Origin of the sequence: Arthrobacter sp. ZGTC212 (assembly GCF_002929255.1) — a bacterium.
Classification (GTDB): Bacteria; Actinomycetota; Actinomycetes; order Actinomycetales; family Micrococcaceae; genus Arthrobacter_B; species Arthrobacter_B sunyaminii.
Genome location: NZ_PJIJ01000003.1, coordinates 705,735 through 732,062, shown reverse-complemented (window position 1 = coordinate 732,062; position 26,328 = coordinate 705,735). Strand labels below are relative to the sequence as shown.

At 65.1% G+C, this 26,328-nt stretch carries 28 protein-coding genes; 14 read left to right on the top strand and 14 right to left on the bottom strand.

What is annotated here, in order from left to right; all coding sequences use genetic code 11:
* Positions 1–11 precede the first annotated feature (11 nt).
* Both argJ and argC read right to left on the bottom strand, forming a co-directional pair.
* Positions 12–1,223, bottom strand: coding sequence for a bifunctional glutamate N-acetyltransferase/amino-acid acetyltransferase ArgJ (argJ, locus tag CXQ89_RS15535; RefSeq protein WP_104161879.1), 1,212 nt, complete (start codon positions 1,221–1,223; stop codon positions 12–14).
* Positions 1,223–2,254: an N-acetyl-gamma-glutamyl-phosphate reductase gene (argC, locus tag CXQ89_RS15530; RefSeq protein WP_104161878.1), complete on the bottom strand. Its 1,032-nt coding sequence runs from the start codon at positions 2,252–2,254 to the stop codon at positions 1,223–1,225. Before argC ends, argJ begins: the two co-directional genes overlap by 1 nt.
* 167 nt (positions 2,255–2,421) lie before the next feature.
* Between argC and CXQ89_RS15525 the strand changes: the two genes are divergently transcribed.
* From CXQ89_RS15525 to CXQ89_RS15490, 8 genes are all read left to right on the top strand, one after another.
* Positions 2,422–3,387: a quinone oxidoreductase gene (locus CXQ89_RS15525; RefSeq protein WP_104055437.1), complete on the top strand. Its 966-nt coding sequence runs from the start codon at positions 2,422–2,424 to the stop codon at positions 3,385–3,387.
* An 88-nt stretch (positions 3,388–3,475) separates the two neighbouring features.
* The gene (locus tag CXQ89_RS15520) at positions 3,476–3,931 is read left to right on the top strand and encodes a hypothetical protein (protein WP_104161877.1); all 456 of its coding nucleotides are present in this window, start codon (positions 3,476–3,478) and stop codon (positions 3,929–3,931) included.
* Positions 3,931–4,266, top strand: coding sequence for a transcriptional regulator (locus CXQ89_RS15515; RefSeq protein WP_104161876.1), 336 nt, complete (start codon positions 3,931–3,933; stop codon positions 4,264–4,266). Before CXQ89_RS15520 ends, CXQ89_RS15515 begins: the two co-directional genes overlap by 1 nt.
* A gap of 272 nt (positions 4,267–4,538) precedes the next feature.
* Positions 4,539–6,098 (top strand): GT4 family glycosyltransferase PelF, encoded by a 1,560-nt coding sequence (gene pelF, locus CXQ89_RS15510; protein ID WP_181032390.1) that lies wholly within the window; start codon positions 4,539–4,541, stop codon positions 6,096–6,098.
* Positions 6,095–7,426, top strand: a complete 1,332-nt coding sequence (locus CXQ89_RS18460; protein ID WP_181032389.1) for a hypothetical protein — start codon at positions 6,095–6,097, stop codon at positions 7,424–7,426. Before pelF ends, CXQ89_RS18460 begins: the two co-directional genes overlap by 4 nt.
* The gene (locus CXQ89_RS15500; protein WP_181032388.1) at positions 7,423–8,106 is read left to right on the top strand and encodes a spherulation-specific family 4 protein; all 684 of its coding nucleotides are present in this window, start codon (positions 7,423–7,425) and stop codon (positions 8,104–8,106) included. Before CXQ89_RS18460 ends, CXQ89_RS15500 begins: the two co-directional genes overlap by 4 nt.
* Positions 8,103–8,942 carry an endo alpha-1,4 polygalactosaminidase gene (locus CXQ89_RS15495; protein ID WP_104161873.1) on the top strand — a complete coding sequence of 280 codons (840 nt, stop codon included), beginning with the start codon at positions 8,103–8,105 and terminating at the stop codon, positions 8,940–8,942. The genes CXQ89_RS15500 and CXQ89_RS15495 overlap by 4 nt, the downstream gene beginning before the upstream one ends.
* A 136-nt stretch (positions 8,943–9,078) precedes the next feature.
* Positions 9,079–9,468: a hypothetical protein gene (locus tag CXQ89_RS15490; protein WP_104161872.1), complete on the top strand. Its 390-nt coding sequence runs from the start codon at positions 9,079–9,081 to the stop codon at positions 9,466–9,468.
* Between the two features lie 63 nt (positions 9,469–9,531).
* Here the strand turns inward: CXQ89_RS15490 and pheT are convergent, their stop codons facing one another.
* The gene (pheT, locus tag CXQ89_RS15485; RefSeq protein WP_104161871.1) at positions 9,532–12,075 is read right to left on the bottom strand and encodes a phenylalanine--tRNA ligase subunit beta; all 2,544 of its coding nucleotides are present in this window, start codon (positions 12,073–12,075) and stop codon (positions 9,532–9,534) included.
* Positions 12,076–13,158: a phenylalanine--tRNA ligase subunit alpha gene (gene pheS / locus CXQ89_RS15480; protein WP_104161870.1), complete on the bottom strand. Its 1,083-nt coding sequence runs from the start codon at positions 13,156–13,158 to the stop codon at positions 12,076–12,078.
* A 195-nt stretch (positions 13,159–13,353) separates the two neighbouring features.
* Here pheS and CXQ89_RS15475 point away from each other — a divergent pair, with 195 nt between their 5' ends.
* Entirely contained in the window at positions 13,354–13,749 is a 396-nt protein-coding gene (locus CXQ89_RS15475; protein WP_308471690.1) for a hypothetical protein, read from the top strand.
* A 41-nt stretch (positions 13,750–13,790) separates the two neighbouring features.
* Positions 13,791–14,861: an Rv2578c family radical SAM protein gene (locus tag CXQ89_RS15470; RefSeq protein WP_104161945.1), complete on the top strand. Its 1,071-nt coding sequence runs from the start codon at positions 13,791–13,793 to the stop codon at positions 14,859–14,861.
* A gap of 62 nt (positions 14,862–14,923) precedes the next feature.
* Here the strand turns inward: CXQ89_RS15470 and CXQ89_RS15465 are convergent, their stop codons facing one another.
* The gene (locus CXQ89_RS15465; protein WP_104055598.1) at positions 14,924–15,352 is read right to left on the bottom strand and encodes a (deoxy)nucleoside triphosphate pyrophosphohydrolase; all 429 of its coding nucleotides are present in this window, start codon (positions 15,350–15,352) and stop codon (positions 14,924–14,926) included.
* Between the two features lie 186 nt (positions 15,353–15,538).
* On the opposite strand from CXQ89_RS15465, the gene CXQ89_RS15460 reads away from it, so the two are divergent.
* Positions 15,539–16,783 (top strand): MFS transporter, encoded by a 1,245-nt coding sequence (locus CXQ89_RS15460; RefSeq protein WP_104161869.1) that lies wholly within the window; start codon positions 15,539–15,541, stop codon positions 16,781–16,783.
* Here CXQ89_RS15460 and CXQ89_RS15455 read toward each other — a convergent pair.
* From CXQ89_RS15455 to infC, 5 genes are all read right to left on the bottom strand, one after another.
* Positions 16,689–17,648, bottom strand: coding sequence for a cation diffusion facilitator family transporter (locus tag CXQ89_RS15455; RefSeq protein ID WP_104161868.1), 960 nt, complete (start codon positions 17,646–17,648; stop codon positions 16,689–16,691). The two genes, CXQ89_RS15460 and CXQ89_RS15455, sit on opposite strands and share 95 nt — an antisense overlap.
* 141 nt (positions 17,649–17,789) lie before the next feature.
* Positions 17,790–18,719 (bottom strand): RNA methyltransferase, encoded by a 930-nt coding sequence (locus tag CXQ89_RS15450; RefSeq protein WP_104161867.1) that lies wholly within the window; start codon positions 18,717–18,719, stop codon positions 17,790–17,792.
* A gap of 20 nt (positions 18,720–18,739) precedes the next feature.
* The gene (rplT, locus tag CXQ89_RS15445; RefSeq protein WP_104161866.1) at positions 18,740–19,396 is read right to left on the bottom strand and encodes a 50S ribosomal protein L20; all 657 of its coding nucleotides are present in this window, start codon (positions 19,394–19,396) and stop codon (positions 18,740–18,742) included.
* A gap of 121 nt (positions 19,397–19,517) precedes the next feature.
* The gene (gene rpmI, locus CXQ89_RS15440; RefSeq protein ID WP_104055427.1) at positions 19,518–19,712 is read right to left on the bottom strand and encodes a 50S ribosomal protein L35; all 195 of its coding nucleotides are present in this window, start codon (positions 19,710–19,712) and stop codon (positions 19,518–19,520) included.
* A gap of 115 nt (positions 19,713–19,827) precedes the next feature.
* Positions 19,828–20,826, bottom strand: a complete 999-nt coding sequence (gene infC, locus CXQ89_RS15435; RefSeq protein WP_374952992.1) for a translation initiation factor IF-3 — start codon at positions 20,824–20,826, stop codon at positions 19,828–19,830.
* A gap of 399 nt (positions 20,827–21,225) precedes the next feature.
* On the opposite strand from infC, the gene CXQ89_RS15430 reads away from it, so the two are divergent.
* From CXQ89_RS15430 to CXQ89_RS15420, 3 genes are all read left to right on the top strand, one after another.
* Complete coding sequence (locus CXQ89_RS15430) at positions 21,226–21,654, top strand: DUF1844 domain-containing protein (protein ID WP_104055425.1); 429 nt, start codon at positions 21,226–21,228, stop codon at positions 21,652–21,654.
* 133 nt (positions 21,655–21,787) lie between these two features.
* Complete coding sequence (locus tag CXQ89_RS15425) at positions 21,788–22,471, top strand: DUF1992 domain-containing protein (protein ID WP_104161864.1); 684 nt, start codon at positions 21,788–21,790, stop codon at positions 22,469–22,471.
* 110 nt (positions 22,472–22,581) lie between these two features.
* Positions 22,582–23,115: a GNAT family N-acetyltransferase gene (locus CXQ89_RS15420; RefSeq protein ID WP_181032387.1), complete on the top strand. Its 534-nt coding sequence runs from the start codon at positions 22,582–22,584 to the stop codon at positions 23,113–23,115.
* A gap of 79 nt (positions 23,116–23,194) precedes the next feature.
* Here the strand turns inward: CXQ89_RS15420 and CXQ89_RS15415 are convergent, their stop codons facing one another.
* The 4 genes from CXQ89_RS15415 to CXQ89_RS18455 are packed head-to-tail and all read right to left on the bottom strand — an operon-like array spanning position 23,195 to position 26,326.
* Positions 23,195–24,490, bottom strand: a complete 1,296-nt coding sequence (locus CXQ89_RS15415) for an MFS transporter (RefSeq protein ID WP_104161862.1) — start codon at positions 24,488–24,490, stop codon at positions 23,195–23,197.
* 35 nt (positions 24,491–24,525) lie between these two features.
* Entirely contained in the window at positions 24,526–25,374 is an 849-nt protein-coding gene (locus CXQ89_RS15410) for an SseB family protein (protein WP_104161861.1), read from the bottom strand.
* Between the two features lie 5 nt (positions 25,375–25,379).
* Positions 25,380–26,129, bottom strand: coding sequence for a bifunctional 1-(5-phosphoribosyl)-5-((5-phosphoribosylamino)methylideneamino)imidazole-4-carboxamide isomerase/phosphoribosylanthranilate isomerase PriA (gene priA / locus CXQ89_RS15405; protein ID WP_104055420.1), 750 nt, complete (start codon positions 26,127–26,129; stop codon positions 25,380–25,382).
* A 38-nt stretch (positions 26,130–26,167) separates the two neighbouring features.
* Entirely contained in the window at positions 26,168–26,326 is a 159-nt protein-coding gene (locus CXQ89_RS18455; RefSeq protein ID WP_181032386.1) for a hypothetical protein, read from the bottom strand.
* Positions 26,327–26,328 lie beyond the last annotated feature (2 nt).

Below are 26,328 nucleotides of genomic sequence, written 5' to 3'. Positions count from 1 at the left end.
TCAGTCCCCGATCAGCTGCTGTAGGCCGAGTTTTCGTGGACGTAGTCCGTGGTCAGGTCATTGGTCCAGATGGTGGCGCTTTCCGTGCCGGCGTTGAGATCAATTTCCACCGTCACCTTGCGGCCGGTCAGATCCACCAGGTCACGGGAGTCTCCGATTCCCCCGTTGCGGCACACCTGCACTCCGTTGATCGTCACGTTGATCCGGTCCGGCTCAAACGCGGCATCGGTGGTTCCCACGGCGGAAAGGACACGCCCCCAGTTGGGGTCATTGCCGAAGATGGCCGTCTTGAAGAGGTTGGAGCGGGTGACGGCACGGGAGGCTGTTTCGGCGTCGGCCACGGTGGCGGCGTTGAGCGTGGTCACAGCGATGTCGTGGCTGGCGCCCTCGGCATCGGTGATCAGCTGCTGGGCCAAAGAATGGCAGACCTCGGTGAGGCCTGCGGTGAATTCTGCCTGGTCCGGGACGGTGCCGGCAGCGCCGGAAGCCATCAGCACCACGGTGTCATTGGTGGACATGCAGCCGTCCGAGTCGGTGCGGTCAAACGTGACGGCAGTGGCTGCGCGCAGCGCCGTGTCCAGGGCGGCAGCCGGCAGCTGCGCGTCGGTGGTCAGCACCACGAGCATGGTTGCCAGCCCCGGAGCCAGCATGCCGGCCCCCTTGGCCATGCCGCCGATGGTGTAGCCGCTGCCGGTGAACACTGCCTGCTTGGCGACGGTGTCGGTGGTCATGATCGCCTCGGCGGCGGAAGCACCGCCGTCGGCCGCCAACGCCTGAGCGGCGGCCTCCACACCGGGGAGGATTTTCTCCATGGGCAGCTGCTCACCGATAAGCCCGGTGGAGCAGACCACCACGTCCGAGGCGGAGATGCCCAGGACCTCGGCCGTCTTCTCGGCGGTGGCGTGCGTGTTCTGAAAGCCCTGGGGTCCGGTGCAGGCGTTGGCGCCGCCGGAGTTGAGAATCACGGCATCGGTGCGGCCGTCCGTGAGCACCTGACGGGACCAGTGCACCGGCGCTGCAGCCACCCGGTTGCGGGTGAAGACGGCGGCTGCGGCCTTGGACGGACCGTCATTGACCACAAGGGCCATGTCACGGCCGCCGGACAGCTTCAGTCCGGCGGTGATGCCGGCGGCGCGGAAGCCGGCCGGGGCAGTGACGCCGGTCGTGACAGCGGTTTCGTTGACAGTGCTGGCTGCTTCAATACTGTTTTCAGTGGTGCTCATTACGGGGCAACTCCCTGCGTCATCAGGCCGGCGGTCTCTTCAAGGCCAAGGGCAATGTTCATGGACTGCACCGCTCCGCCTGCGGTGCCTTTGTTCAGGTTGTCGATCACGCAGGTGACAATCACCCGGTTGGCATGCGCGTCGTAGGCCAGCTGCAGGGCGGCGTAGTTGGAACCCACCACCATCTTGGTGGCCGGCCACTGGCCCTCGGGCAGCAGCCGGACAAAGTGTTCGCGGCCGTACGCTTCCTGCCATGCTGCCCGAAGCTGTTCCGGGGTGACGCCGGGCCGGACCTTCGCCGTGGCCGTGGTGAGAATGCCGCGGGCCATCGGTGCCAGCGTGGGGGTGAAGGACACGGCCACGCTCTCACCGGCCACAGCCGAGAGGCCCTGCTCAATCTCCGGAGTGTGGCGGTGACCGCCGCCCACTCCGTAGGGACTCATACCGCCCATCACTTCCGAACCCAACAGGTGCGGCTTGGCCGCTTTGCCCGCGCCGGAGGTTCCGGAAGCAGCAACGATGACTACGTCGTCGGGCTCCAGCAGCCCGGCAGAGAAGCCCGGGGTCAGCGCCAGCAGCGAGGAGGTGGGATAGCATCCCGGAACCGCAATGCGGTTGGCGCCCTTGAGGCGGTCACGGTGACCGGGCAGTTCCGGCAGCCCGTACGGCCACGAACCGGCATGCGGAGAGCCGTAGAACTTCTCCCACGCCAGGGGATCTTCCAGGCGGTGGTCTGCACCGGCGTCGATCACGAGGACGGAAGGATCGAGCTGGGCCGCAATGGCGGCGCTGGCACCGTGCGGGAGCGCCAGGAAGACGACGTCGTGTCCGGCCAGGTTCTCCACAGTGGTGTCCACCAGGACACGGTCTGCGAGCGCATGCAGGTGCGGCTGGAGTTCGCCCAGACGGGATCCGGCGTTGCTGTGCGCGGTGATAGCGCCAATGGTGACGGAGGGATGCCCGGCCAGCAGGCGCAGGACCTCGCCGCCGGCGTACCCCGAGGCTCCTGAGACAGCAACTGAAATCGTCATGGTTTTACCCTACAGCAGATTTATGCAGGAACCTTCATATTTATACATTCATGACGCATGCCCCGATGCTGCGTGACGCCGGCGCCCCAACAGACGAAGCCGTGCGCCGGGGTCGATGCTGCCCTACGATGGCAGCAACACCGAAGCCGTGACGGAAGAGACATTCCATGCATAAAGCTATTGTGGTACCCGCCCCCGGCGGGCCGGAAATCCTGCGTGTCGAAGACGTGGACCTCCCCCAGCCGGGACCCAAGGAACTGCTGGTGCGCGTGGCCGCCGCCGGCGTGAACTTCATCGACACCTACAAGCGCAGTGGCGTGTATCCCATGGAGTACCCGTTCATTCCCGGCGTGGAGGCTGCCGGCACCGTAGTGGCGACAGGCCGCGATGTTGAGGACTTTCGGGAAGGGGCGCGGGTTGCCACCGCTGAAGGCGGCGGCACCTACTCGGAGTACATGATCCTGGAGGCGGACAAGGCGCTGCCGGTCCCTGACGGTGTCAGCGACGAGACGGCGGCGGCCCTGCCCATGCAGGGCATGACCGCACATTACCTGTGCAACTCCGCCTTTCCGGTGGAAGAGGGCCAGACCGTCCTCACGCATGCGGGCGCCGGAGGCGTTGGCCTCCTGCTGATCCAGCTGCTCAAGGCCAAGGGCGCAAGGATCATCACCACGGCGTCCACCGACGAGAAGCGCGAGCTGGCACGCTCGGCGGGTGCCGACCATGCGCTGGGCTACGAGGGCTTCGCCGAGGAAGTCCGTCACCTGACGGACGGCGTGGGTGTGGACGTGGTGTACGACGGCGTGGGCAAGGCAACGTTCGAGGGTTCACTGGCGAGCCTGCGCAAGCGCGGCATGCTGGTCCTGTTCGGCGGAGCCTCGGGACAGGTGCCGCCCTTCGACATCCAGAAGCTGAATTCCGGCGGTTCCCTCTACCTCACCCGTCCTACCATTGGCGACTATCTGCTCACACGCGAAGAACGGCAGTGGCGTGCCCATGACCTGTTTGAAATGGTTCGTGAAGGAACGCTGAACGTGCGCATCGGCGGAACGTATCCGCTCGCTGAAGCAGCCCGCGCCCAGGAGGACCTCGAGGGGCGGAAGACCACCGGCAAGGTGCTGCTGATTCCGTAGCCGCATCGGCGGGCATCCAGCCGCCCCGGAGGATTTTCCTCTCGGACAACCATGGACTTTCCATATCGGCAACTCTAGAGTTGCCGGCATGGAAACTCCCAGCATCGACCCACGGACCGCGAAACAACACCTCGACACGCTCCGGGCCGACGGTGCCGTTGCCGGCAGGTGCTCCGCAGCCCCGTTCTGGTATGTCTGCGTTCAATCCCTTTGTGTTGCCGGCTTTGTCATGTCTTTCGGGCTGGGCCGCTGGGAAGCCATGGGATTCGCGGTATCTGCAGTGTTTCTTGTGCTGCTGGGGGTGCTCCGCCCGATCATTACCGGCACCCGCGCAGATCCGTGGGCCTACCGTGGCTCCCTGCTGGTCGGCCTGAAGCAGGCAGGATTAGTGTCCGTGGCGGTGCTGCTGGGCATGTTTGCAGTAAAGCCGGCCGATTCCCCCGTCCTGCTGGGCGTCGCTGTCCTGCTGAGCTTCGCCGGCAGCCTGGTGCTCGGTCTGCGCATGGAACGGGCGCTGGTCCGGTCCATTACCGAGGGCGCCTGATGCCAGCTGCCGCTCGCTTTGATGAGGTTGTCCACGGACCGGTCAGACTGCGGATCTGCGGGATGCTCGCGCGCCTGGGAAGCACGGAATTTGCCCTGCTTCGAGACACCCTGCAGGTGAGCGACCCAACCTTGAGCAAACACTTGAAACAACTGGAACAGGCAGGTTACGTGCAGTTACTCAAGGGACCGGGCCTGGCGGGAAGAACGCACACCTGGGCTGAACTCACCGTCGAAGGCCAGGCAGCCTTCGACGGCCACGTCGCCTTTCTGCGCGAAGTCATCGATGTGGGCCCAGGCGGGGGAAACGGCCGGGAGCACAATTCGTTCTCCTGAGAGTCATGCCCACAGCCGATGGAAAACCTCGGAATATTCCTCGCTGGAGGGCACCTCCGGGTATGCCCTCGGGTACCCGGCACGTAGGCGTTACTCTCGATTGCTGCACCGGCATGACATTTACTGGGATCGATATCCACCGCAGGCACTGGCCATGGGAGCAGATATCGCCAATCCGTAAGAGAGTCTTAAATGCTGTGCATGCCGGTCTTGTTTCAAAAGGGAAACCCGCTGGAGTCTCGGCCCCTGTACCTGTCCGAAGGGGCAATCACATGAAAATAGCCCTTATCACCGAAGGAACCTACCCTGTCGTCACAGGCGGCGTAAGTACGTGGTGTGACCAGCTCCTGACCGGACTTCCGGAGCACGACTTTGACGTGGTCGCCCTGACGGGCAGCGGAGCCGAAAAGCCCGTATGGGTGGTGCCCCCCAATGTTCGATCGGTTCGACTGATTCCGGTCTGGGGACCCTCCCCTTCTCAGCTTCGTCCCACCCCCCGGCGCCGCTACTGGATTGAGTCCACCCAATATGAACTTGAGCGGTTGTGGGACGCCGCGCTTGGATCCGAAAGGCAGGATCCCGTGGGGAGGACCGCCAACGCCCTGCAGCACCTCGTGGGCATCAGCGACCGGATTGGATTGGCTCGCTCCCTCGCAACCCGTGGCTCCGTGGCAGCAATCATTGCTGCATGGACCCGGCATCTGGTCAGCGTCGGCGAACCTCCCATCTCGGTCGCGGACGCCGTCATGGCTGCCAGCATCGTGGACCGTGCCCTTGCCCTCCTCGATCACCGGCTGGGAAAGGTGAATGTGGTCCATGCCTCCAGTAACGGTCCCTCATCCCTGCTTGCGCTAGCGCAGTCATGGCGGCACGGGACACCCATCCTGTTGACTGAGCACGGGGTATACCTGCGTGAGCGCTATCTGGCGCTCTACGGCGCTCATTTGTCCTGGCCGGTGCGACGCGCGGTCACCGCGTTCCTGCGGCGGCTGTGCCAAGTCGTGAACGTGCGCGCACACATGGTCCTTCCCGTGAACCAGTTCAATGCCCGCTGGGAGCGCCGGCTCGGAGCGCTTCCGGAGCGCATCTACACCATTCCCAACGGAGTTGACCCGTTGACCTTCCTGCCCGTCACTTCCGAGCCGGACCTTCCAACCATCAGCTTTGTGGGCCGGATCGATCCCCTGAAGGACCTGGAAACGCTGATATCCGCTTTTGCGCTGGTTCGTGAACGGGTGCCTAATGCCCAACTGCGCATTTTCGGTCCAACTCCCAAAGAAAACGCAGCCTACAAGGAGCTGCTGGTTGCCCTGACGCGGGCTCTCGGTGTGGCAGAGGCAGTTCATTGGGAAGGCCCCAGCAAAGGCAGCCGGCCGGCCATTGAGGCCGGTCACGTGGTAGCGCTGTCGAGTATTTCGGAAGGGCTGCCGTTCACTCTGATCGAAGCGATGATGTGCGGTCGCGCAACGGTCAACACCGATGTTGGAGGCGTAGGAGAATGCCTTGACGAGCACGAGTCCACAGGCATGCTTGTTGCCGCCCGGGACCACGCTGCGTTTGCTGATGCCTGTGTCTCCCTGTTGACCGATCCGAGGCGCCGGGCCGCCATGGGCGCCGCAGCACGGCGACGGGCGCTTTCCGAGTTCACGTTGGAGCGGTGCCTGACACGGTACCGGGAGGCCTACCTGGCCGCCCGTACCGGAAGGCTGCTGAAACCGAAGCAAGGCACTGCCATTTTGGCGTCGGCGCCGACCGGCTCGTTCCCGACGAAAACGACCGCGCTCCATGACGCAACACCGCTGGACGCAGTGGCGCTGAGGGTGTCGGCATGAGCGCTGACAGTGTTGCTGTGCCCGGAGCAGGGAGGCCGGTGGCGGCGTTCTCGAACGATCAGGCCGGTTTCGACGCGGTTGACGTGTACGAGATTACCGCCAGGCTGGAGTCCTCCGGCGTCACCGACCGCACCGCCCGCAGGTGGCATGGAGCCAGGGACGTGTTCGACTACGCCCAATCCCTTGTCCAGGTGCGCACAGTGATCCGGAGTGCAGGCAACCAGGAATCCTGGGTGTCCCGGGACGCACTGTTTGAGGCCGTCCGGCGAGGCATAGTCCTGATCCTGGGTGCTTTTCTCGGCGGTCTCACTGCCACAGTCATGGCCGCCAGCACCCGGGAAGTCCTCATCGCAGGAATCGGCGCTTGGATTATCGGTCAGTCCATCTCGGGCATCGTTTGGGCACAGGCCGGTGCCGGGCAGGTGAACCGCGGGGTCGCCCGCGGGACCGGTGCAACCATCCTGGTCATCCTGGCCCTGGCCTGTTATTTAGCGGTTTCCACGGTCTTTCCCGGCCATGACCAAGGCTGGGCGGGCCTCCTCATGGCCTGGTGCTGGTACTCCTGCGTCGTCTCCATGCTTGTAATCCTCGGCAGCTCCCGGTTGTTGTTAACGATCCTGGGGCTTGCCGTTCCAATTGTTGCCCTGGCGCTGATCCTGAACCACCGCACTGCCACGGCCGTTGTTGTGTCCGTGGCAGTCCTGGTGCTGGCGTCGGTCACCGTTGTGCTGGTGAGGCACCTGCGAACCAGCAGCGATCGGCGCTTGTTCGGACGCGGAGGCTGGAGCGCTGCTGTCGCGCCGGCCGCCCAGGCCTCCTTTCTTGCCGCGGCCCTGTCATTGGCTCTGACCCGCCTGCCGGACTGGGAGGGAACAGCGCTTGTCGTAGCCACAGTCGTCGCCGCGGCAGCCACGGATCCGGCCCTGGTGCTCATGCGGCAGCGACTCGTCTGGTCCTCCAACCGCACGCCGCTTCTGCGGCACGCAGCCCGGAACGCACGGTCGCTCACCATGACAATGTCCGCAGCGATAGTAGTCATCTCCGCTTCTGTATCTACCCTTGTGGTCGTCTTCCTGGTCGAGGACACCCGAGTTGCCACCACCGTGCTGGTGGCGGCGGCCTTCAGCTCCCTGGCCACTACGTCCACCACGCTGGCCGCCTTTGGGCTGCCTGGCGGCGGAGTAGTTTTTGCCGGTGCCGCTTTCTTTTCCGCGGAGGCCTGGATTGCAGCAGGAAATACAGCCGGCATCCTCGTAGCCGCGGCGTTCCTGGTAGCCGGGATCGGCGTGCTGCTGAGCCGTGTGTCCGATCCGAGGACGTACGCGTGAAGAAAGCACGGACCGCCATTCCCTGGTACGTCCATCCGGCTGTTGCTCCGCAGGAATGGAGTTGGTTGGCCGCTCAGCACGGAAGGGTTTCGTTTGCCATTCTCAATGTCCACAACGGGCCGGGGCGCGACGACGACGAGTACTATCCTGACGCTGTGGCGGCACTGCGGCCGTGCATACGCCTGCTTGGGTACGTGCGGGTGGATTACGGAAACCGGCCGGTGGCGGACGTTGCCCGGGACATTGAGACTTGGCAAAGGTTGTACCGTCTCGACGGAATCATGCTCGACGAGCTTCCTTCCCATCCGTCAAGCCTTGCGCGGTGCGCTCAATACGCTGCCGCCGCTCGAGCCGCAGGAATCACCTTCCTGGCCGCAAACCCCGGCAGGTTTCCCTCTCAGGCACATCTGAGTCTGTTCGATGTCACCGCTGTCTTTGAGGGCACAGCAGAGGCCTACGCGGATTTTCGCCAACCAGACTGGGCCCGCAGCATACCGCCGTCCCAGCTGTGGCATTTGGTGTACGGCTGCGGCCCCGGTGAGATCGAGGCCGTCCGCCTTGCTGCAGGAAGTCACGGCGCGGGATACGTTTTTGCCACCGACCGGACCCTGCCCAACCCGTGGCTGGGAACCTCCACCGCTGTCTCCGCCCGTTTGTCCGCTGAGAGGGTGAGTCCGTGAAAAGACATCTGCGGTACAAAGCGCGCGTTGCCGCGGTGGCCTGCGCCGCGTTCCTCCCGTTCTCACTGGGCGCCTGCGCACCTGCCCCTGACGGCGCCGCCGAGGTCATCCCGGAAGCGCGGGCGGAGCCAGTGTCTGTGCGGTGGACCCCGTCTCCCGTAGACAGCTGGCAGTGGCAGCTGAGCGGCGCGCTGGACCTCACGGTGGACGCCGACGTGTATGACGTCGACTACGAGACAGCAACGCAGACGGACATTGACACCCTAAAGGAAAACGGCAGGCACTCAATCTGCTATTTGTCGGTTGGTTCCTGGGAGGACTTCCGGGCCGATGCAGGACAGTTCCCGGAAACGGTCCTGGGGAACACTTTGGACGGCTGGCCGGATGAGCGGTGGCTGGACATCCGCCGGACGGACGTTCTCCTGCCGATCATGGCAGCACGAATGGATACCTGCGGGGCGAAGGGATTCGATGCCGTGGAACCCGACAATGTTGACGGCTATGTCAATGAGACGGGCTTCCCGCTGACGGCGGATGACCAGTTGGCCTACAACCGGTCCGTTGCAGAACTGGCCCATGCCCGCGGATTATCGGTGGGCTTGAAGAACGACATCGACCAGATTCCCGAACTGGCGGATGACTTTGATTTTGCCGTCAATGAGGAGTGTTTTCGGTACGGGGAATGTGAGGCGTACAAGCCCTTTGCCGACGAGGGAAAGGCCGTTCTGCACGTCGAATATCAAGGGCCGCTGAACTTTTGCGCCGAGTCCCGGCGGATCGGGCTGTCCTCCATGCTGAAACCGCTGGATCTTGGGCCGACCAGGTCCTCCTGCTGAGCGGCATTTCCCTCAAGGAGATACTCCCGGATCCCTGTTCGTGACCCGCCCTGCGCTGCCACACTTAGGCTGACCCCGGAAAACGTGAGTGGCGGATCGGACGGGCCGCCTGCACCCAGATAAGGAAGTAGTAATCATGGACGGAAATCTCTCCCCCTCGGCACCGCCGGCACTGCGCGAGTATTACCGCATCCTGTCAGAGGGGCCGGAGGCCTATGGCGACGGAAGCACCCTGCGCCCTCTATTGTCCGAGCGGCTTGACTTCACCGGCGCCATGGCCGGCCACCGTCCGGATGCCACTGAGAGCTTCCTGCAGGGAGTCAGCGGCTTCATCGCAACTGTGGAAGGCCTCGACATTCTCCGGGAGGTTCACGACGAGTCATCGTCGGCAGTACTTTACGATGCCGCAATGCCTGGCGGAAACGTGCGGTTTGCGGAGTTTTTCACCTTCGACGGGGCTGGGCTCATCAACACCCTCCACGTCCACTATGACGGCGCGGACTACCTCGCCAAGGGCGGCCGCTGAGGGCATCGAAACGGCGAAGGGCCCCGCCGAAACCCGGCAGGACCCTTCAGTGCACCACAGCTGTTAGCGCTGGACGGCACCAAACCGCTCGGCAGCCAGCGCGACGGCGGCGGCCCGGGACTCCGACGCCTCATCAGCAGTCAGGGTCCGGTCCGGAGCACGGAAGCGCAGAGCGAAGGCTAGGGACTTGTGCCCCTCTTCAATTCCCTTGCCCGAGTAGACATCGAACAGCGCGATGTCCTCCAGCAGTTCCCCGGCGCCTTCGCGCAAGGTCTCCAAGACAGTCTCGGCGGGAATGGAGGCTTCCACCACCAGTGCCACGTCCTGGGTGGTGGCCGGGAACGAGGAAATCGCACGGGCCACAATCACCTCGGGCGCGGCGTCGAACAGGGCATCGGCGTCGAGCTCCAGCGCCACCGTACGGGCCGGCATGTCACGCGCGGCCAGCAGCTTGGGATGCAGCTCGCCGGCGTAACCAACAGTTTCGCCGCTGCGCAGGGACAGCTTGGCGGTGCGTCCGGGATGGAAGGCCTGATGCTCGCCCTGGCTCACCACCAGTTCCACGCCCAGCACGTCGCCCATCAGGCGGGCGGTATCCACGGCGTCGGCCCAGTCCCAGGCGCGCGGGGTGAAACCGGCGCCGGGCTGTGACTCGTGGCCGGTGAACAGCACGCCAATGTGCAGCGGCTGATCCGGAACGCCTTCATACAGGGAGTCCAGGACTTCCTCCGACGGGCGGACGCCCAGCGGAGGAATGGACGCCGTTCCCAGCTGCTCCCCGGGCAGGAAGACCGACCCGGACTCAAACAGGGCCAGATCGCGGAAACCGCGGGAAAGGTTGCGCTTGGCGACCTCGAACAGTCCCGGCAGCACCGAGGTGCGCAGGTAGCCAAACTCGGCACTGAGCGGGTTCGCCAGCTTAACCGCGGCCGGCGAGGTGCCGGCGTCGGGCGTTCCGAAGGTGTTGTTGTCCTCTTCCGTGACGAACGGATAGGACAGCACCTCTGTCAGTCCGGAAGCAGCCAGGGCCTGCTGCAGGCGGCGGCGCTGCTGCTGGATCCGGGTCAGTCCCCGGCCGGGAGGAGCCGTGGGCAGGGTGGACGGAATGTTCTCGTAGCCCACCAGGCGGATGATTTCCTCGGTAAGGTCCTCGCGCGTCTCCAGGTCGGGGCGCCAGCTCGGCGGCGTCACGGAGTAACCGCCAGCCGTCTTCGCCACTGCGGCACCCAGATCGGTCAGCGTTCCGGTGATCTGGTCCTCGCTGAAGTCGTAACCGATCAGCTTGGAGGCGAAGTCTGCCGGCAGGTCAATGGCCTTGGCCTCCGGGGCCGTGCCGACGTCGGTCACTGATGCGTCGACTGTGCCGCCGGCCAGTTCGGTCAGCAGGTCCACGGCACGCTGCGCGGCAATGTCGGCGATGTTCCAGTCCACGCCGCGCTCAAAGCGCTTGGACGCCTCGGAAGGCAGGCGGTGCCGGCGGCGGGAGCGGCCAATGCTGACTTCCTCGAAGTGCGCGGCCTCGATCAGGACGTTCTGCGTGGCATCGGACACTTCGGTTTCCGCACCGCCCATCACGCCGGCGATGCCAATGGCACCGGAATCGTCGGTGATGAGCAGATCCTCGGGATCCAGCGTGCGGACCTTCTCATCCAGGGTCTTCAGCGTCTCCCCCGGAGTTGCCCGGCGCACCACAATGTCCCCGGAAAGCTTGTCCAGGTCATAGAAGTGCAGGGGCTGGCCCAGTTCCAGCATCACGTAGTTGGAAATATCCACGATCAGCGAGATTGAGCGCATCCCGGCCAGGCGCAGCCGCGAGGACATCCACGGCGGAGTCGGGCGGGTGGGATCCACGCCGCGGACGGTCCGGGCCACAAAGCGGTCACAGCCGGCCTTGCCGTAGATGGGAGCCTGGTCTTCCAGCCGCACGCCGTAACCCTTGCCGTCGGCTTCGGGGACGACGACGGCGGCAGCCGGGTCCGTGAACTTCGTTCCGGTGGCGTGGGCGTATTCGCGGGCGGCGCCGCGGATGGAGAACACGTAGCCGCGGTCAGGGGTGACGTTGATTTCTGCGGCCTCGTCATACAGGCCCAGCAGGTCCATGGCGTCGGTGCCGATCTCGGGGTCCAGCCCCAGCCGGGAAAGGACCAGGATGCCGTCGTGGTCATCGCCGATGCCCAGTTCGCGCACCGAGGCGATCATGCCGGCGGACACGTGGCCGTAGGTCTTGCGCGGGCTGATCCGGAAGTCTCCGGGCAGCACGGCACCGGGAAGGGTGACCACCACTTTGTCACCCACCGTGAAGTTGTGCGCACCGCAAACGATGCCCTGCACTCCGGAGGGGTCAATGCCGTCACCTGTGAGCGTCTGCTCGGCGCCCTCGGGCACCACGCGGACGGTGCACCAGTTGATGGTCTTGCCGTTCTTCTGGGGCTCGGGCTCCATGGAGAGGACCTGGCCCACAACAATGGGGCCGGACAGCTCGTCGGTGGGACGGTGGACGTCCTCTTCCTCCAGGCCTACCTTGACCAGTTCGGCCATGACGTCTTCGGCGGTTGCGTCCGCCGGAACCTGGGCATACTCGCGCAGCCAGGAAAGTGGGATTCTCACTTAGATCTCCATCCCGAAGTGTTCGCTGAAACGTACATCGCCCTCGATCATGTCGCGCATGTCCCCCACTTCGTTGCGGAACATCAGTGCGCGCTCAATACCCATGCCGAAGGCAAAACCTGAATAGACCTCGGGATCAATGCCGGCCGCGCGCAGCACGTTCGGATTGACCATGCCGCAGCCGCCCCACTCGATCCAGCGCGGGCCGCCCTTGGCGCCGGGGTGCCAAATGTCCAGCTCGGCGCTGGGCTCGGTGAAGGGGAAGTAGTTCGGGCGCAGGCGCACCTTGGCTTCGTCGCCGAACAGCACGCGGGTGAAGTGCTCCAGCGTACCCACGAGGTCCGCCATGGTGAGGCCCTTGTCGATGGCCAGGCCCTCGAACTGGTGGAACACGGGGGTGTGCGTGGCATCGAGTTCATCCGTGCGGAACACCTTGCCCGGGCACAGGACGTAAATGGGCAGCTCGCGCTCGAGCATGGAGCGGACCTGCACCGGCGAGGTGTGCGTGCGCATCACCAGGTGGGCTTCGGGCGGCTCCACGAAGAACGTGTCCTGCATTTCGCGGGCCGGGTGGTCCGGCTTGAAGTTCAGTGCGTCGAAGTTGAACCACTCGGATTCCACTTCGGGGCCTTCAGCGATTTCCCAGCCCATGCCCACAAATACGTCGATGACGCGGTCCTGCAGGGTGGACAGCGGGTGGCGGCCACCCATGCGGCGGCGGCGCGGAGCTGCGGTGACGTCCACCGCCTCCTCAACCAGGATCCGCGCGTCGCGCTCTGCCTCCAGCTCCACGGTGCGGGCGGCGAGCGCGGCGTTGATGCGTCCGCGGGCGGGGCCCACGAGCTTGCCGGCGGCGGACTTCTGGTCCTTGGGAAGGGAACCGATGGTGCGGTTGGCCAGGCTCAGCGGCGACTTGTCGCCGGCGACGGCGATGCGGACGTCTTTGAGAGCATCCAGATCCGCTGCGGCGGCAATGGCTGCGAGCGCCGCATCGACGGCGGCGGCAACTGCTGCTTCATCCAGCGGGTTGGGGGGTTCGGGGACGGTGTCTGGGGAGTTCGTCCCCGGTATGGAGTTCGACATGTACAGTTCTTACCTATTTCCGGCCCTGTTGATGGACGTTTTGATGGGCTTTGGTTGTATGACAGCAAGCGAAAATGCCCGTAGCTTCCAGTCTAACCAACCCGGCCTGCGAACCGGGGCACGGCTCCCCGGGGTGACGGCTAGATGACATCCCGCCCCGTACCCGTGGGCCGGCGCCGCTCCTACACTGGCAGGGTGAACCTGCGCCAGCTACTGAACATCATCAACCTGACCACACCGGCCGGGCTGCTCCTCGCCCGTGCGGGCCACTGTGCGGTGAAACCCGGGCCGGACGGATTGCTGCTGGCTGGCGGCTGGACCTGGCCGCTTCCAAAGGCTGCCGCCTTCACGGTTGGCAATGTGATCCTGTACCGCCCTCGCGCGGCCCGGCTCCTTTCGCCCGGCCCGGACGGTCCTGCTCCCCTGCTGCGGCATGAGGCACGGCATGCCAGCCAATATGCGGGCCTCGGGCTGGCGTTCCTGCCCCTGTACTTTGCCGCCGCAGGCCTGTCCGTGCTGCGGACCGGGGATCCTGCGTCGGGCAACGTCTTCGAGCGGCTCGCCGGTCTGGCAGACGGCGGTTACCGCTGACCATCTTCTCCGCATTTAGAACATGTGTTCTAATGGTGGTCATGAGATGGGAAGCGCAGGAGCCCAAGGCGGCGGGCTCGCAGGACGCCCTGTTGGCCCTGCAGGGCGTGGTCCGCAGCGTTAAGACCCCGGAATTTGCCGGCATCACTTTCCATGAGGTGATTTCCAAATCAGCCCTCAATAAAGTCGGCAAGACTTCAGGCATGCCTTTTGGGTGGACCATCAATCCCTACCGGGGCTGCAGCCACGCCTGCGTCTACTGCTTTGCGCGGAAGACACACACCTACCTTGATTTGGACAGCGGTTTGGACTTCGACAGCCAGCTCGTTGTCAAGACCAACATTGCCGAGGTCCTGCGCCGGGAACTGGCACGTCCGTCCTGGCAGCACGAGCACGTGGCCATGGGGACCAACACCGATCCCTATCAGCGGGCTGAGGGCCGGTATCGGCTGATGCCGGACATTATCAAGGCGCTGGCGGCCTCCGGCACACCGTTTTCCATCCTGACCAAGGGCACCCTGCTGGCCAGGGACATTCCCCTGCTGAAAAGTGCCGGACAGGACACCGAGATTGGCATGGGCATTTCCCTGGCCCTGCTGGATCCGGAGTTGGCGCACCGTGTGGAGCCGGGCACTCCTGCACCCAAAGCACGCCTGGAACTGATCAGCAGGCTCCGCGAGGCAGGGCTTCCCTGTTCCGTCATGGCCATGCCCATCCTGCCCTGGCTGACCGACGGGGATGAGTCCCTTGACGCCCTCTTTGGTGCATTGGCCGCTGCCGGAGCCACCGGAGTTACTGCTGGAGCGCTGCATCTTCGGCCCGGAGCCCGGGAGTGGTTTCTCGCGTTCATTGCCCGTGACTACCCGCATTTGTCCGGCAAGTACGCCCGGCTTTACGGAGGCGGAACCTATGCCTCCAAGGAATACCGGCAGTGGCTCGCCGGCCGGGTGCAGTTCTTCAAGAAGAAGCACGGCTTCACCTCGCGGGCCCAATTTCTGCCGTCCCGGAGCAACGCGGGTGCCCGCCCGGAGAAGCCAACCCGCATCATGGGAACGTCCCCGGCCGCTGACGGCCTGGCGCATGCGGGCACGGCTTCCGAAACGCTGTTCTGAGTCTGCCGCTGTTTCTGGGTCTGCTGCTGTTCTGGGCTGCTGCGCGGTTCTTACCTGTTGCCTTACGGTCGGAGGGCAGTGTCCAGCATGGCTTCGACAATCGGAAGGTCAGCAGGGATCCAGGAAAGAGACTTCAATTCCCGGGGATCAAGGGCCACCCACCGCAGCTCATCGTGATCCTCGAGCGGGGCCGGGATTCCCTCGGTGACCTCGGCAAGCCACACCCGCATGGCAGCCTTCGCGTTCAGCGGCCACCCCTGGATGCCCGGTCCCGGCACCTCGGCGCCGAGCCGAACCCGGACACCGAGCTCTTCATGCAGTTCCCGGTGCAGCCCTTCCTCGCAGGTCTCCCCGGGTTCCACCTTGCCGCCGGGGAATTCCCACATGCCCGCGTACTGTTCGGGTGCGGTGCGCCGGGCGGCCAGCAGTTTCGTGGGGGCAGCCAAGCTGTCCACGAGCGCGGCACCAACAACTTGCTTCAATTCGGAAATAGACACGGAAAGAGTCTACGGGCCGCCTGGACTAAGCTTGTCCTGACAGCGCTGTTGCGGTGAACCGCCCAGCTCCCGGAGATCATCAACCCGGGGCCCTGCGCGTCCTTCCCCGCATTCTTTGTTTCGGTCCACGCACCCGGGCGCCGTCCATCCGCTCAACCGCATCCTTTCCGAAAGAGTTCCATGTCTCTAGCACCCGCACTCAATGCCAAGCGGGCTTCCCATGCCGTCTTCGCCCTCGCGGTTGGCGGTTTTGCCATCGGCACCACCGAGTTCGCGATCATGGGCCTGCTGCAGGAAATGGTCACCGATCTGGGCATTTCCGTGCCTGCCGGCGGCCACGTCATTTCTGCTTACGCCCTGGGCGTGGTGGTCGGTGCCCCCGTCCTCGCAGCACTGGGCGCACGCATGCCCCGTAAAAAGCTGGCCGTGGGGCTGATGATGCTCTTTGCCGTCGGAAACCTGTCCTCGTTTTTTGCTCCCGACTACCAGTGGCTCCTGGTCACCCGCTTTGTTTCCGGGCTTCCGCACGGAGCCTTCTTTGGCGTCGCCGCCGTCATCGCCGCCTCACTGGTCGCCCCCACGCGCCGCGCACGGGCCATCTCCATGGTGATGCTCGGCCTGAGCATTGCCAACGTCGTCGGCGTTCCCTTCGCCACCTGGCTGGGACAGCAGGCCGGATGGCGCTGGATGTTCGTCCTCGTGGGACTGATCGGACTGCTCACAGTCATCCTGATGGTGCGCTTCGTACCGCACCAGGCGACCCTTCCCGGCGCCAGTATCCGCCGCGAACTGGGAGCCCTGCGGCGGGTACAGGTGTGGCTGGCCCTGTTGGTGGGCACGGTGGGCTTCGGCGGGTTCTTCGCCGTGTATGCGTATATTTCCCCGACCATGACCCATGTCGCCCGCTTCAGTACCGACCTCCTGCCCCTGATCGTTGGACTCTACGGTCTCGGCAACGTGGTGGGGAACATTGCCGGCGGACGCCTGGCGGACCGCAGCGTGATGCGGAGCATCTACGGGATCCTGGCCGGCACGGTCGTGATTTTGGCCTCGTATGCCTGGCTGGTTCAGTACAAGGCCGGCGCCCTGGCGCTGGTGTTCCTGGTGGGAGTCATCGGTTCCATGCTGGTTCCGCCGCTGCAGACGCGTCTGCTGGATGTGTCCCCCGACGCGCAGTCCCTGGCGTCATCCCTGACCCACTCCGCTTTGAACATGGCCAACGCCCTCGGCGCACTGCTGGGCGGACTGGTCATTGCCTGGGGCTGGGGCTACCGCTCCCCCGCCGTCGTCGGTGCCGTCCTGGCGCTGATGGGACTGGGCATCGCCCTGATCAGCGGCCGGCTGGACCGGGAGGATCCCCGGCAGCCTGCTGCGGCTGACGCTGCACGTACACATCCGGTTCCAGGTAAATCAGCCGGGCAATAGGAACTGCCTCCCGGATCCGACTTTCGGCTCCGTTAATGGCTTCGGCGATGTGCTCACCCGTTTCACACTTGTCCACCGAAATTTTCGCGGCCACCAGCAGTTCCTCGGGCCCCAGGTGCAGGGTCTTGAGGTGGATGATCCGGGTTCCGTCCGCGGTTATGGCCTCTTCGATGCGGCGCACGTCGCTTGCGGTGGCCGATTCACCCAGCAGCAGCGATTTGGTTTCCACTGCCAGCACTGCCGCGATGGCCACGAGCAAAAGTCCGATCATGGCTGTTCCGGCGGCATCCCAGACACCGTTTCCGGTGACGAGGGTCAGGCTCACGCCGAACAGCGCAAAGAGCAGTCCCAGCAGTGCACCGAAGTCCTCGAGCAGCACCACGGGAAGTTCCGGAGCCTTTGCGGTGCGGACAAAGTCGATCCAGGACTTCTTGCCGCGGGTCCGGTTGGATTCGCGCATGGCTGTCCGGAAGGAGAAACCCTCGGCCAGGATCGCACCCACCAAAACCGCCAGCGGCACCCACCACCACTGTCCCTCGATCGGATGCGGGTCCTGCCACTTGGAGTACGCCTCATATAGGGCAAACAGGCCGCCCACACTAAACAGGACTATGGAGACGATGAATGCGTAGATGTACCGCTCGCGGCCGTAGCCGAAAGGATGTTCCGGGCTGGCCTGGCGGGCGGCACGCTTGCCGCCCACCAGAAGGAGAACCTGGTTGCCGGAATCCGCCACCGAGTGGATTGCTTCGGCGAGCATCGAAGAGGAGCGCGTCAGGGCGAACGCAAGGAACTTCAGGAACGCAATGACGAGGTTGGCAGACAGTGCCGCAACCACCGCCCTATTACCGCCGCTGGCAGACATGATGGAAACCCGCTTCGCAAGTATGGTCTCCCCGCTCTCCGGGGATTTGTCCTGCGGCTACTTTAGCGGTTAGCAAGGGTACTTATCAGTTGCTGACGGCGGCAGCGGGGCTCGAGTCACGCAATGGATTCAGGCAGTGGTTCAGCGGTTTTGCGCACGCGCCGAAGCGTACAGGCAAACGGTGGCCGCGGTTCCCACGTTCAGGCTTTCGGCCCGCCCGTAGACGGGAACGGCCACGCGGTAATCGGCGTCGGCAAGCTGACCCTCGGACAGGCCCTGGGCCTCATTGCCAAACAGCCAGGCCGTGGAGTTTTCCAGGCGGGGCTGAGCTGGGCCCGCAGAAGCCGCGGCAGCGCCGTCGTCGGCCCCGGCCTGCTGGGGAGCCAGACGGCGGAGGGCGCTTTCGTCCTGCAGCCGGTCAAGGTCCACGCTGCCGTAGCCATCCGCTGCCAAAACGGTCAGGCCGTGGGCTCGGAAGGCTGACATGAGGAAATCGAATTCCACGCCGGTAACCACCGGCAGGTGAAACAGGGAGCCGGCAGTGGAGCGCACGGCTTTGGGGTTGTGGATATCCACGCTTGAGGCCGTCAGCACCACGGCGTCGGCACCGGCGGAATCAGCGGCGCGGAGGATTGTTCCGGCATTTCCGGGGTCGCGGACTTCACACAGGACGGCAATCAGCCGGGCTCCGGAGGCCAGTACTTCATCCAGGTCGTAGTCCTGGATGCGGCACACGGCCACGATGCCCTGCGGGGAGATGGTGGTGGCCATCGCGCCGATGACTTCATCCGTGGCCAGGCGCAGCGACACGTCACCGGCCAGATCCGCCAGTTCGGGCAGCCGGTCAAGGCACGTTTGGGTGGCGAAGACTTCTAGCACGACGCCGGCGCCGCCGCTTTCGACGTCGGCCCGGTGGGACAGCAGCGCCTCGCGGACGGCCTGCGGTCCTTCGGCGACAAAGCGGCCGGTCTTTAAACGCGCTGGGCGCCCGGCCAGCTTCGCAACATCCCTGACCCGATCTGCTCGGGGGTTGGACATTAACGGAGCCGGCGGGCGCCCATCGATACTCATGATCGGCTAATAACCGATTTCTAGCCCTGGAACTTCTGGCGGGATTCTCCGCCAGCAGGCTCCAGGCCGGCAGCCTTAGCTGCTTCCACGGAGTTGAACCAGTACTCAGCAACGGTCTGCTCGTACCAGGTGGAACCCGGAACGTGGTACTTGCCGGAGCCCAGGTTGCCCTTGATGACAAAGCCCTCGGGAGCGTCGCCCTCGGAAGCCTTGAAGCCACCCTGAGCGTCGGCAACAGCAGCGGCCGGCTTGGCAGCCTTGGCCGGAGCGGCCTTGGCGGCGGGAGCCGAAGCAGCGGCAACGGCCGGAGCCGAGGTGTCGGACGGCAGAGCGTTCTTGGCGATCTGGACCAGCGTGGCGAACGCGGCGGCGTCGTTGACGGCCAGTTCGGCCAGCATGCGGCGGTCAACCTGGATCTCAGCGGCCTTCAGGCCCTGGATCAGACGGTTGTAGGTCAGGCCGTTGGCGCGGGATGCAGCATTGATGCGCTGGATCCACAGGCGGCGGAAGTCACCCTTGCGCTTGCGGCGGTCGCCGTAGCTGTACACAAACGAGTGCAGCAGCTGCTCTTTGGCCTTGCGGACCAGGCGTGAACGCTGTCCGCGGTAGCCCTTGGCGCGCTCGAGAATAACCCGGCGCTTCTTGTGGGCGTTTACCGCCCGCTTCACACGTGCCACGTGCGTACTCCTTCAGATAAATCTTCCGTGCACCGCGAGGTGCTCTTGCCTGGTACTCAGGCCCGGAAAAGCTTGGTGGGGTGACGGCGGCCCGGACGGGCCGCCTGTCGAGGGGGAAAGACTAGATGCCCAGCATCTTCTTGATGACCTTGGCATCTGCCGGGGCAACAAGCTTGTCACTGGCGAGGCGGCGCGTCAGCGTGGACGGCTTGTGCTCGAGGTAGTGGCGGCGGTTGGCCTGCTGGCGCTTGAGCTTGCCGGTTCCGGTCAGCTTGAAGCGCTTCTTGGCGCCACTGTGGGTCTTCATCTTCGGCATGACTACCGATCTCCTTTAGGTTTCCGCGGGCCTGGACCCGCGGGGCTTTGGGCACCTTTACAGATGCCAGGGGTTGTTACTGGACGCCGGGACGTCCTGCAGGAAAAGCTGAGACTTACTCGGCAGTTCCGGGCTTGTTCTGGCTTGCTGCACCCCGTGAAGGAGCAGCCTTGCCAGCAGGTTTGGGCGCAGCAGCCGGCTTGGGCCGGGCAGCGGGCTTCGGTGCAGGCTTCATTGCCGTGGGCTTGGGCACTGCGGCCGGCTTCGGGGCGGCCGCAGGCTTAGCTTCAGCGGGTGCGGCCGGAGCTGCCGGCGTTTCAGCGGCCGGCTGCGGAGCCGGAGCCTTGGCAGCCTGAGCTGCGCGGCGTGCGTCGGATGCGGCCTTCTCAACTGCTGCCTGTGCCCGCTTCTCGGCCATTTCCTTGTCAGCTTTTTCCTTCTCTGCGCGCGCCTTATCGGCCTCCGCAGCGGAGGAACCCAGCCGCAGGCCGTCCGGCAGAAGATCTGCCAGGCTCTGCGTCAGGGGCGCCTTGTTCTCGGCGGAAGTATCCACCCGAGCAGGAGCCTCGCCGTTCTTGGCGGCCTCGTTGGCGGCCTTGGCGTCAGCGCGCTGCGTTGCACGGCGTGCTTCGGCTTTGGCCTCGGCCTTGTTCTTCAGCGGGCCGATAACCATGACCATGTTGCGGCCGTCGATGCGCGGAGTGGACTCAACCACACCCACCTCGGCGACGTCGGCTGCGAACTTGTTCAGCAGCTTCATGCCCATTTCCGGACGCTGCTGTTCGCGGCCGCGGAACTGGATCATGGCCTTGACCTTGTCACCTGCTGCGAGGAAGCGCATCGCGTGCCCGCGCTTGGTTTCGTAGTCGTGGGTGTCAATCTTCAGACGGAACCGGATTTCCTTCAGGACGGTGTTCGTCTGGTTCTTGCGTGCCTCACGGGCCTTGACGGCGGCTTCGTACTTGTACTTGCCGAAGTCCATTAGTTTGCACACCGGAGGCTTAGCCTGCGGTGCCACCTCAACAAGATCCAGGTCGGATTCGGCAGCGAGACGCAGGGCGTCTTCGATACGGACAACCCCAACTTGCTCTCCAGCCGGTCCTACCAGCCGCACCTCAGGGACGCGGATTCGATCATTGATTCTTGGCTCGCTAATGTTGCAGCTCCTGTTTTATTCAAAACGGCTACCGCCTGCAACTGAAGAAGGCCCCCAATTGCACGCGCAATCGGAGGCCTCGAGGGGTCGGCGGGTGCCGCATCAGCAGCAACCTCCCGGGTTGGTTGGCCAGGCAATGCCTGGCCCCCACCGGGGGCCGACCATACCCGGCAACTCTGCTTCTGCACAGGCGCCCTAGGGCACGTGGACTGAAGATTCAGGCTGACGCGGGTGGGAGGAGTCTCCGCTTGCATACTGGTTGATGTGAGACTCTCAACATCCGCTCGGTGAAGGGCGGTGCCTGCAAAAGGCGCTGAAAGTAACGACAACCAGTCGGTCTGTGACAAGCTTACCAGTATGAGTACCCCACAGAGCAACCCGGCGGGCGAGCACACCCGCCATTCTTTCCCCGGAACCACGGAAGAGGTGCACGCCCCGTCCGCTGAAGAGCAGGAAGTGGCGGCCCAGATGCGCGATATCGCCGAGGTTCCCGCTATCGAAGTTATCACCACCGCTGCCGTTCACCTGATGAGCGCTGCGGCCGTCAAGTGCGGTTTGGCCGACGGCGAGGACGCCGAGGAGCTGAAGGACCTGGATGAGGCCCGCAAGCTGATTACGGCCCTGGCCGGTTTCGTGACTGCGGCCGCACCTGAGATTGGCAGCCAGCACGCCGGACCGTTGCGTGACGGACTGCGTTCGCTCCAGCTGGCTTTCCGCGAGGCCTCCGAAATTCAGGACGCTCCGGGCAAGGGTCCGGGCGAGAAGTTCACCGGTCCCGTCAACTAGTTCCTCCGTTTTCCCCTGAGCCCGGTGGGCCCGCCGTTTCCGGCAGGCCCGCCGGGCTTTTCTGTGCCCGTGCCGGTTGAGTAACCTGAACGGGACGTTCATTGGGACGCATAACGGGAGGCGGTGACGCGCAATGGCCGGCGGCGGTGCGGCAGGTTACCGGAAGCGATTGGAACAGGCGGCACGGCTCAAAGCCGCCGGAACAGCCGAAGCAGCCGGATACAAGCTGCCCGAGGGCCTAGGCGCCTCGGAATCCGGGGAAGCACTCGAGAAACGCCGGAAGTTCAGTGAGGCACAGAAGGCGGATTACCTCATCAGGGACGCCATGGGGCGCGGCGAGTTCGACAATCTGCAGTACGCCGGCAAGCCGATTCCCGGCCTTGATGATCCCGACCCGGATTGGTGGATCAAGCGGCTGATCAAACGCGAGAATATCAGCGGGCTGGGGCCGCCGGCTCTGCTGCTGCGCGTGGAGGACGAGAAATTCGAGGAGCGGCTGGATCAGCTGCCGTCCGAACGCCAGGTGCGCGACGCCGTAGAGGACTTCAACGTCCGCGTCATCGAGGCACGCCGCCAGTTGCAGGGCGGGCCTCCCGTCATCACCAAGCTCCGGAACCTTGACGAAGAGATGCTCGGCTGGCGGGCACGGCGCGGACTGCGGGCAGGCTCGGCCGAGGAGGGCCCCGTAGCCCGATTTGTAGAACCCGGCGGAAGCGGAGTCGCGGGCAAGGCGCAGCAGCCCGGCTTCCGCGGCTGGGTGCACCGTATGGGCGGACGGTTGCGCGGCCGGTTGCGCGGCCCGCAGGGCAATGCCTGACCTCTGAACGCACCGGTACGGGCACGGCTGGATTCGCTCAAGCCGGCGGTGGACACGCCAGGGGAATGTCCACCGCTCCGTCCGCCGGCAGACACGGCAGGATGTACCTCATGCAATTTATCCATGACATCGGCGGCGGCTTTTCGCTAGGACTGCGGACCCTGGACACGGCCGAGGAGATGCATCAGCTGACGCTTCGAAACCTGGACCGGCTCCAACCCTGGGAACACTGGGCTCATGAGGAACAGACCCTGTCAGGGTCGGTGGATTTCACCCGCGCACAGCTTGCGGACTTCGTTGCCGGAACCGTACTTCCCGCCGTAATTATTTGTGGGGACTCGCTGATCGGCGCCGCGTCCGTGCGGCTGAACTCCTACCTGAAAACCGCGGAGCTGGGCTATTGGATCGACGCGGACCATGAAGGCAGGGGCGCCGTGACCCGTTCCTGCCGGGCATTGCTGGAGCACGCCCGGAAAGCCGGCATGCTCCGGGTGGAAATCCGAACGGTTGCCGACAACCAGCGGAGTACGGCAGTGGCCAAGCGGCTGGGCTTCGCTCTGGACGGTGTCCTGCGCGCCGCGCTGCCGGTGGGGAATCGGCGCATGGACGTGGCTGTCTATTCGCGTCTGAACACCGGCGGTTAACTGCGCCCGCCCGAAAGTTTGATGACCCGCCGGGTACTGGGGATTTGCTTCCGGGGCTGCCGTGCAGCTCCCCCGAAGGTCACACCGTTGAGAGCCGCTCGCCGCGCCGGCTGAACTTTCGTACGGTCAGGGTGACCAGCACCAGCAGCGACGCAGAGACCCCGGCGAAGGCAAAGCCTGCCCACGGACCCACAATGTCAATCGCCGCGCCGGCCAGCGGGGCGCCGAGAGCCGTGCCGGACGTCAGGGCGGATCCATACCAGCCCATGGCTTCACCCCGGCGCTCTTCAGAAACCAGGTCGGCCACACGTTCGGACGCGGAGGACAGCACCGGAGCGCAGAGCAGCCCGGCCGGAATGGACAGCAGCGCCAAACTGATCGTGTCCGTGGCCAGGGCCATGGGAAGAGTCAGAACGGCCATCGCCAGCAGGAGCAGCATCGGCGAGATCCGCCGGCGCATTCCCCCGTAGATCAGCCCGCCCACCACGGATGCGGCGCACCAGGCGGCAAAGACGATTCCCACTTCCTGCGGGTTGCCGGAGGATTCCACCAGGGCCACGATGCCGACGTCGGAGCTGGACAGCAGCAGTCCCGCGCCCACCGCCACGGCAAAAACAACGGCCACGCTGAGCGTGAACCAGGAGAAACCCGAGCGCAGCCGCGCCCGCCGGCTCAGCACCGCAAGCGGCTGAAGCTCCGAAGATGCCTCTGCCAGGTGCGCGGGAGCGGCAGCCACGACGGCAGCGTTGGCGGCTTCCCGCTCCTGGACCTCGGTGGCGGCCTTCTGCGGATTCTCGGACCGGGTGGGCGGGTTGAACCAGATCAGGAGCAGGCCGGCGAGCGACGTCGAAATTCCCACCAGGGTAAGTCCCACCACGGAGGAGAGCGAGGTGGCCAGGATGGCGCCCAGCGCCGGTCCGCCCATGAAGACAAGCTCGGTGGCGATGGAGTCCAGGGCAAAGGCCGTTCGGCGCTGCTCTCCCGTTGCCATCACGCCCAGGGACTGCCGCACCACGCTGAAGACCGGAAGCGTGAAGACGCCGCCGATCAGTGCCAGCACCAGCAGCCACTCATAGCTGGCGTGCGGAGCGATGGACCAGATGACCGCCTCGGAAATGACGGAGGGAATCAGGGCCCGGCGCAGGCCCACATTGTCCACCCGGCGGCCGCGCCACGGGGCGCCGAAGGCGATGCCCACCGTGACCACGGCAGCTACGGCGCCGGCCTTGGCATATCCCATGTCCATGGTCATGACCACGTGCAGGGTCAGCAGCACTCCGGCCGCCGAGTGCGGGAACCGGGCAATCATTCCAACCAGCAGCAGCCGGCGGATCGGGGCGACACGGAGCAGCTCCCCGTAGGAGGCAAAATTCACAGCACTTCTCTTCCGGCGGTCCCCCGCCCAACGGGTCAGCGCGTGATCTTGAGTTCCAGGGAATCTACGCGCTCAACAATCAAAGGATCGGCAGCGAGGCGTTGCTGCAGCAATCCGGCGATGCCCTGCACCGCCTGCGCATCCAGTCCCGGTGCCAGGTGAAGAACCATTCTAAGCTCAGGACCGGCACCGCCTCCGGCGATGACCGTTCCGCGCGCCGACCGGGTCGCCGTCCCCGGTCCCTGGACCAGCTCCACACTGGTAACGGACGGTTCGACGTCGACCGCAGCGGACACGGCCCGGGCGACTTCCTGGTCCGCGTAGGACGGAGTCCAGTCCCGCTGCCGGGCCAGGGCCCACATGGCCGGGCGGCGCACCACGAAGGTAATGTCCGCGCCGGGGTCCACCACCAGCAGCTGCGCCTCTTCCGATACGGCTGAGAGCGCCGCACGTGCGGCATACACAGCAACCGGACGGGCCTTCGGATGCCAGTTCTGCAGCGCAGGAACGGACGTGAACACCGGCAGGGCCTTGCGTCCGTCCGGCGCCGTCAGCGTGACCAAAGCCATGTCTGCTTCCTTGTCCGCAACCAGGCCGTGATCGGATTCCGCTTCCTCGGCCAGGCTGGCGACAATGGGGACAAACACCCGGGCGGTGGCCAGCGTGGCCACCACCTGTGCTTCGGTGCCGCTGCCATCCTCCAGCGCAGCCAGCGCTGCTAGGTAGCCGGCATCGGCGCTGCCGTCGTCGGCATCGAAATTATGGAGCGGGTTGCCGTCGCCGGAGAGGTCCCGGCCGGCCCAGGACTGCCCGGCGGAATCGGCCGGACCGCCTGCCCCGGCGAGGGCGGCGGCAATGTGGCCGGGAAGGGCGCGCTCAGCCATGGGTCCTAGCGCTCCGGATGGCCGGCGATGTCGAAGGCCTGCGGCAGGGTGAACGCGCCGGCATAGAGGGCCTTGCCCACAATCGTGCCTTCCAGGCCCAGGGGAACAAGTTCGCGCAGAGCGGCCAGGTCATCCAGGGACGAGATGCCGCCGGAGGCGACCACGGGGCGGTCGGTGCGCTGCAGCACCTCGCGCAGGAGTTCAAGGTTCGGTCCGCGCAGGGTTCCGTCTTTGGTGACGTCGGTGACTACGTAGCGCGGGCAGCCGGCGTCTTCCAGACGGGCCAGGACCTCCCACAGATCGCCGCCTTCCTTGGTCCAGCCGCGGGCTGCCAGGGTGGTGCCGCGGACATCGAGGCCGACGGCGATGGCCTCGCCGTAGCGGGCGATGGCGCTGGCGGTCCACTCCGGGTTTTCCAGTGCGGCGGTGCCCAGATTCACGCGGCTGGCGCCCAGTTCCAGGGCCATGTCCAGGGACGCGTCATCGCGGATGCCGCCGGACAGCTCCACCTTGATGTCCAGCTGGTCAACAACGCGTTTGAGCAGGGGCAGGTTGGAGCCGCGGCCGAAGGCTGCGTCGAGGTCAACCAAATGAACCCAGGCGGCGCCGTCGTTCTGCCAGGCCATGGCCGCATCGAGCGGATCGCCGTAGCTGGTTTCGCTGCCGGCTTCACCCTGAACCAGGCGGACGGCCTGGCCGTCAGCTACGTCAACGGCGGGCAGAAGTTCAAGGACGGGTGTTTCAACAAGTGACATGTTTTGCTTTCCGTGGGAATTCCGGCAGCGGCGATTGGTCAGACGCTGCTGTCGATCAGGAGATAGGCGCCGAGCAGGGACATTCCCGCAAGGACCCAGAAACTAATGGTGATGATTTTGGACATGCCCTGGCGGCGGAAGGAAATGGCGCCGCCGATCAGAATTCCGGCAAGGCCCATCAGGATGACGCTCCACATAG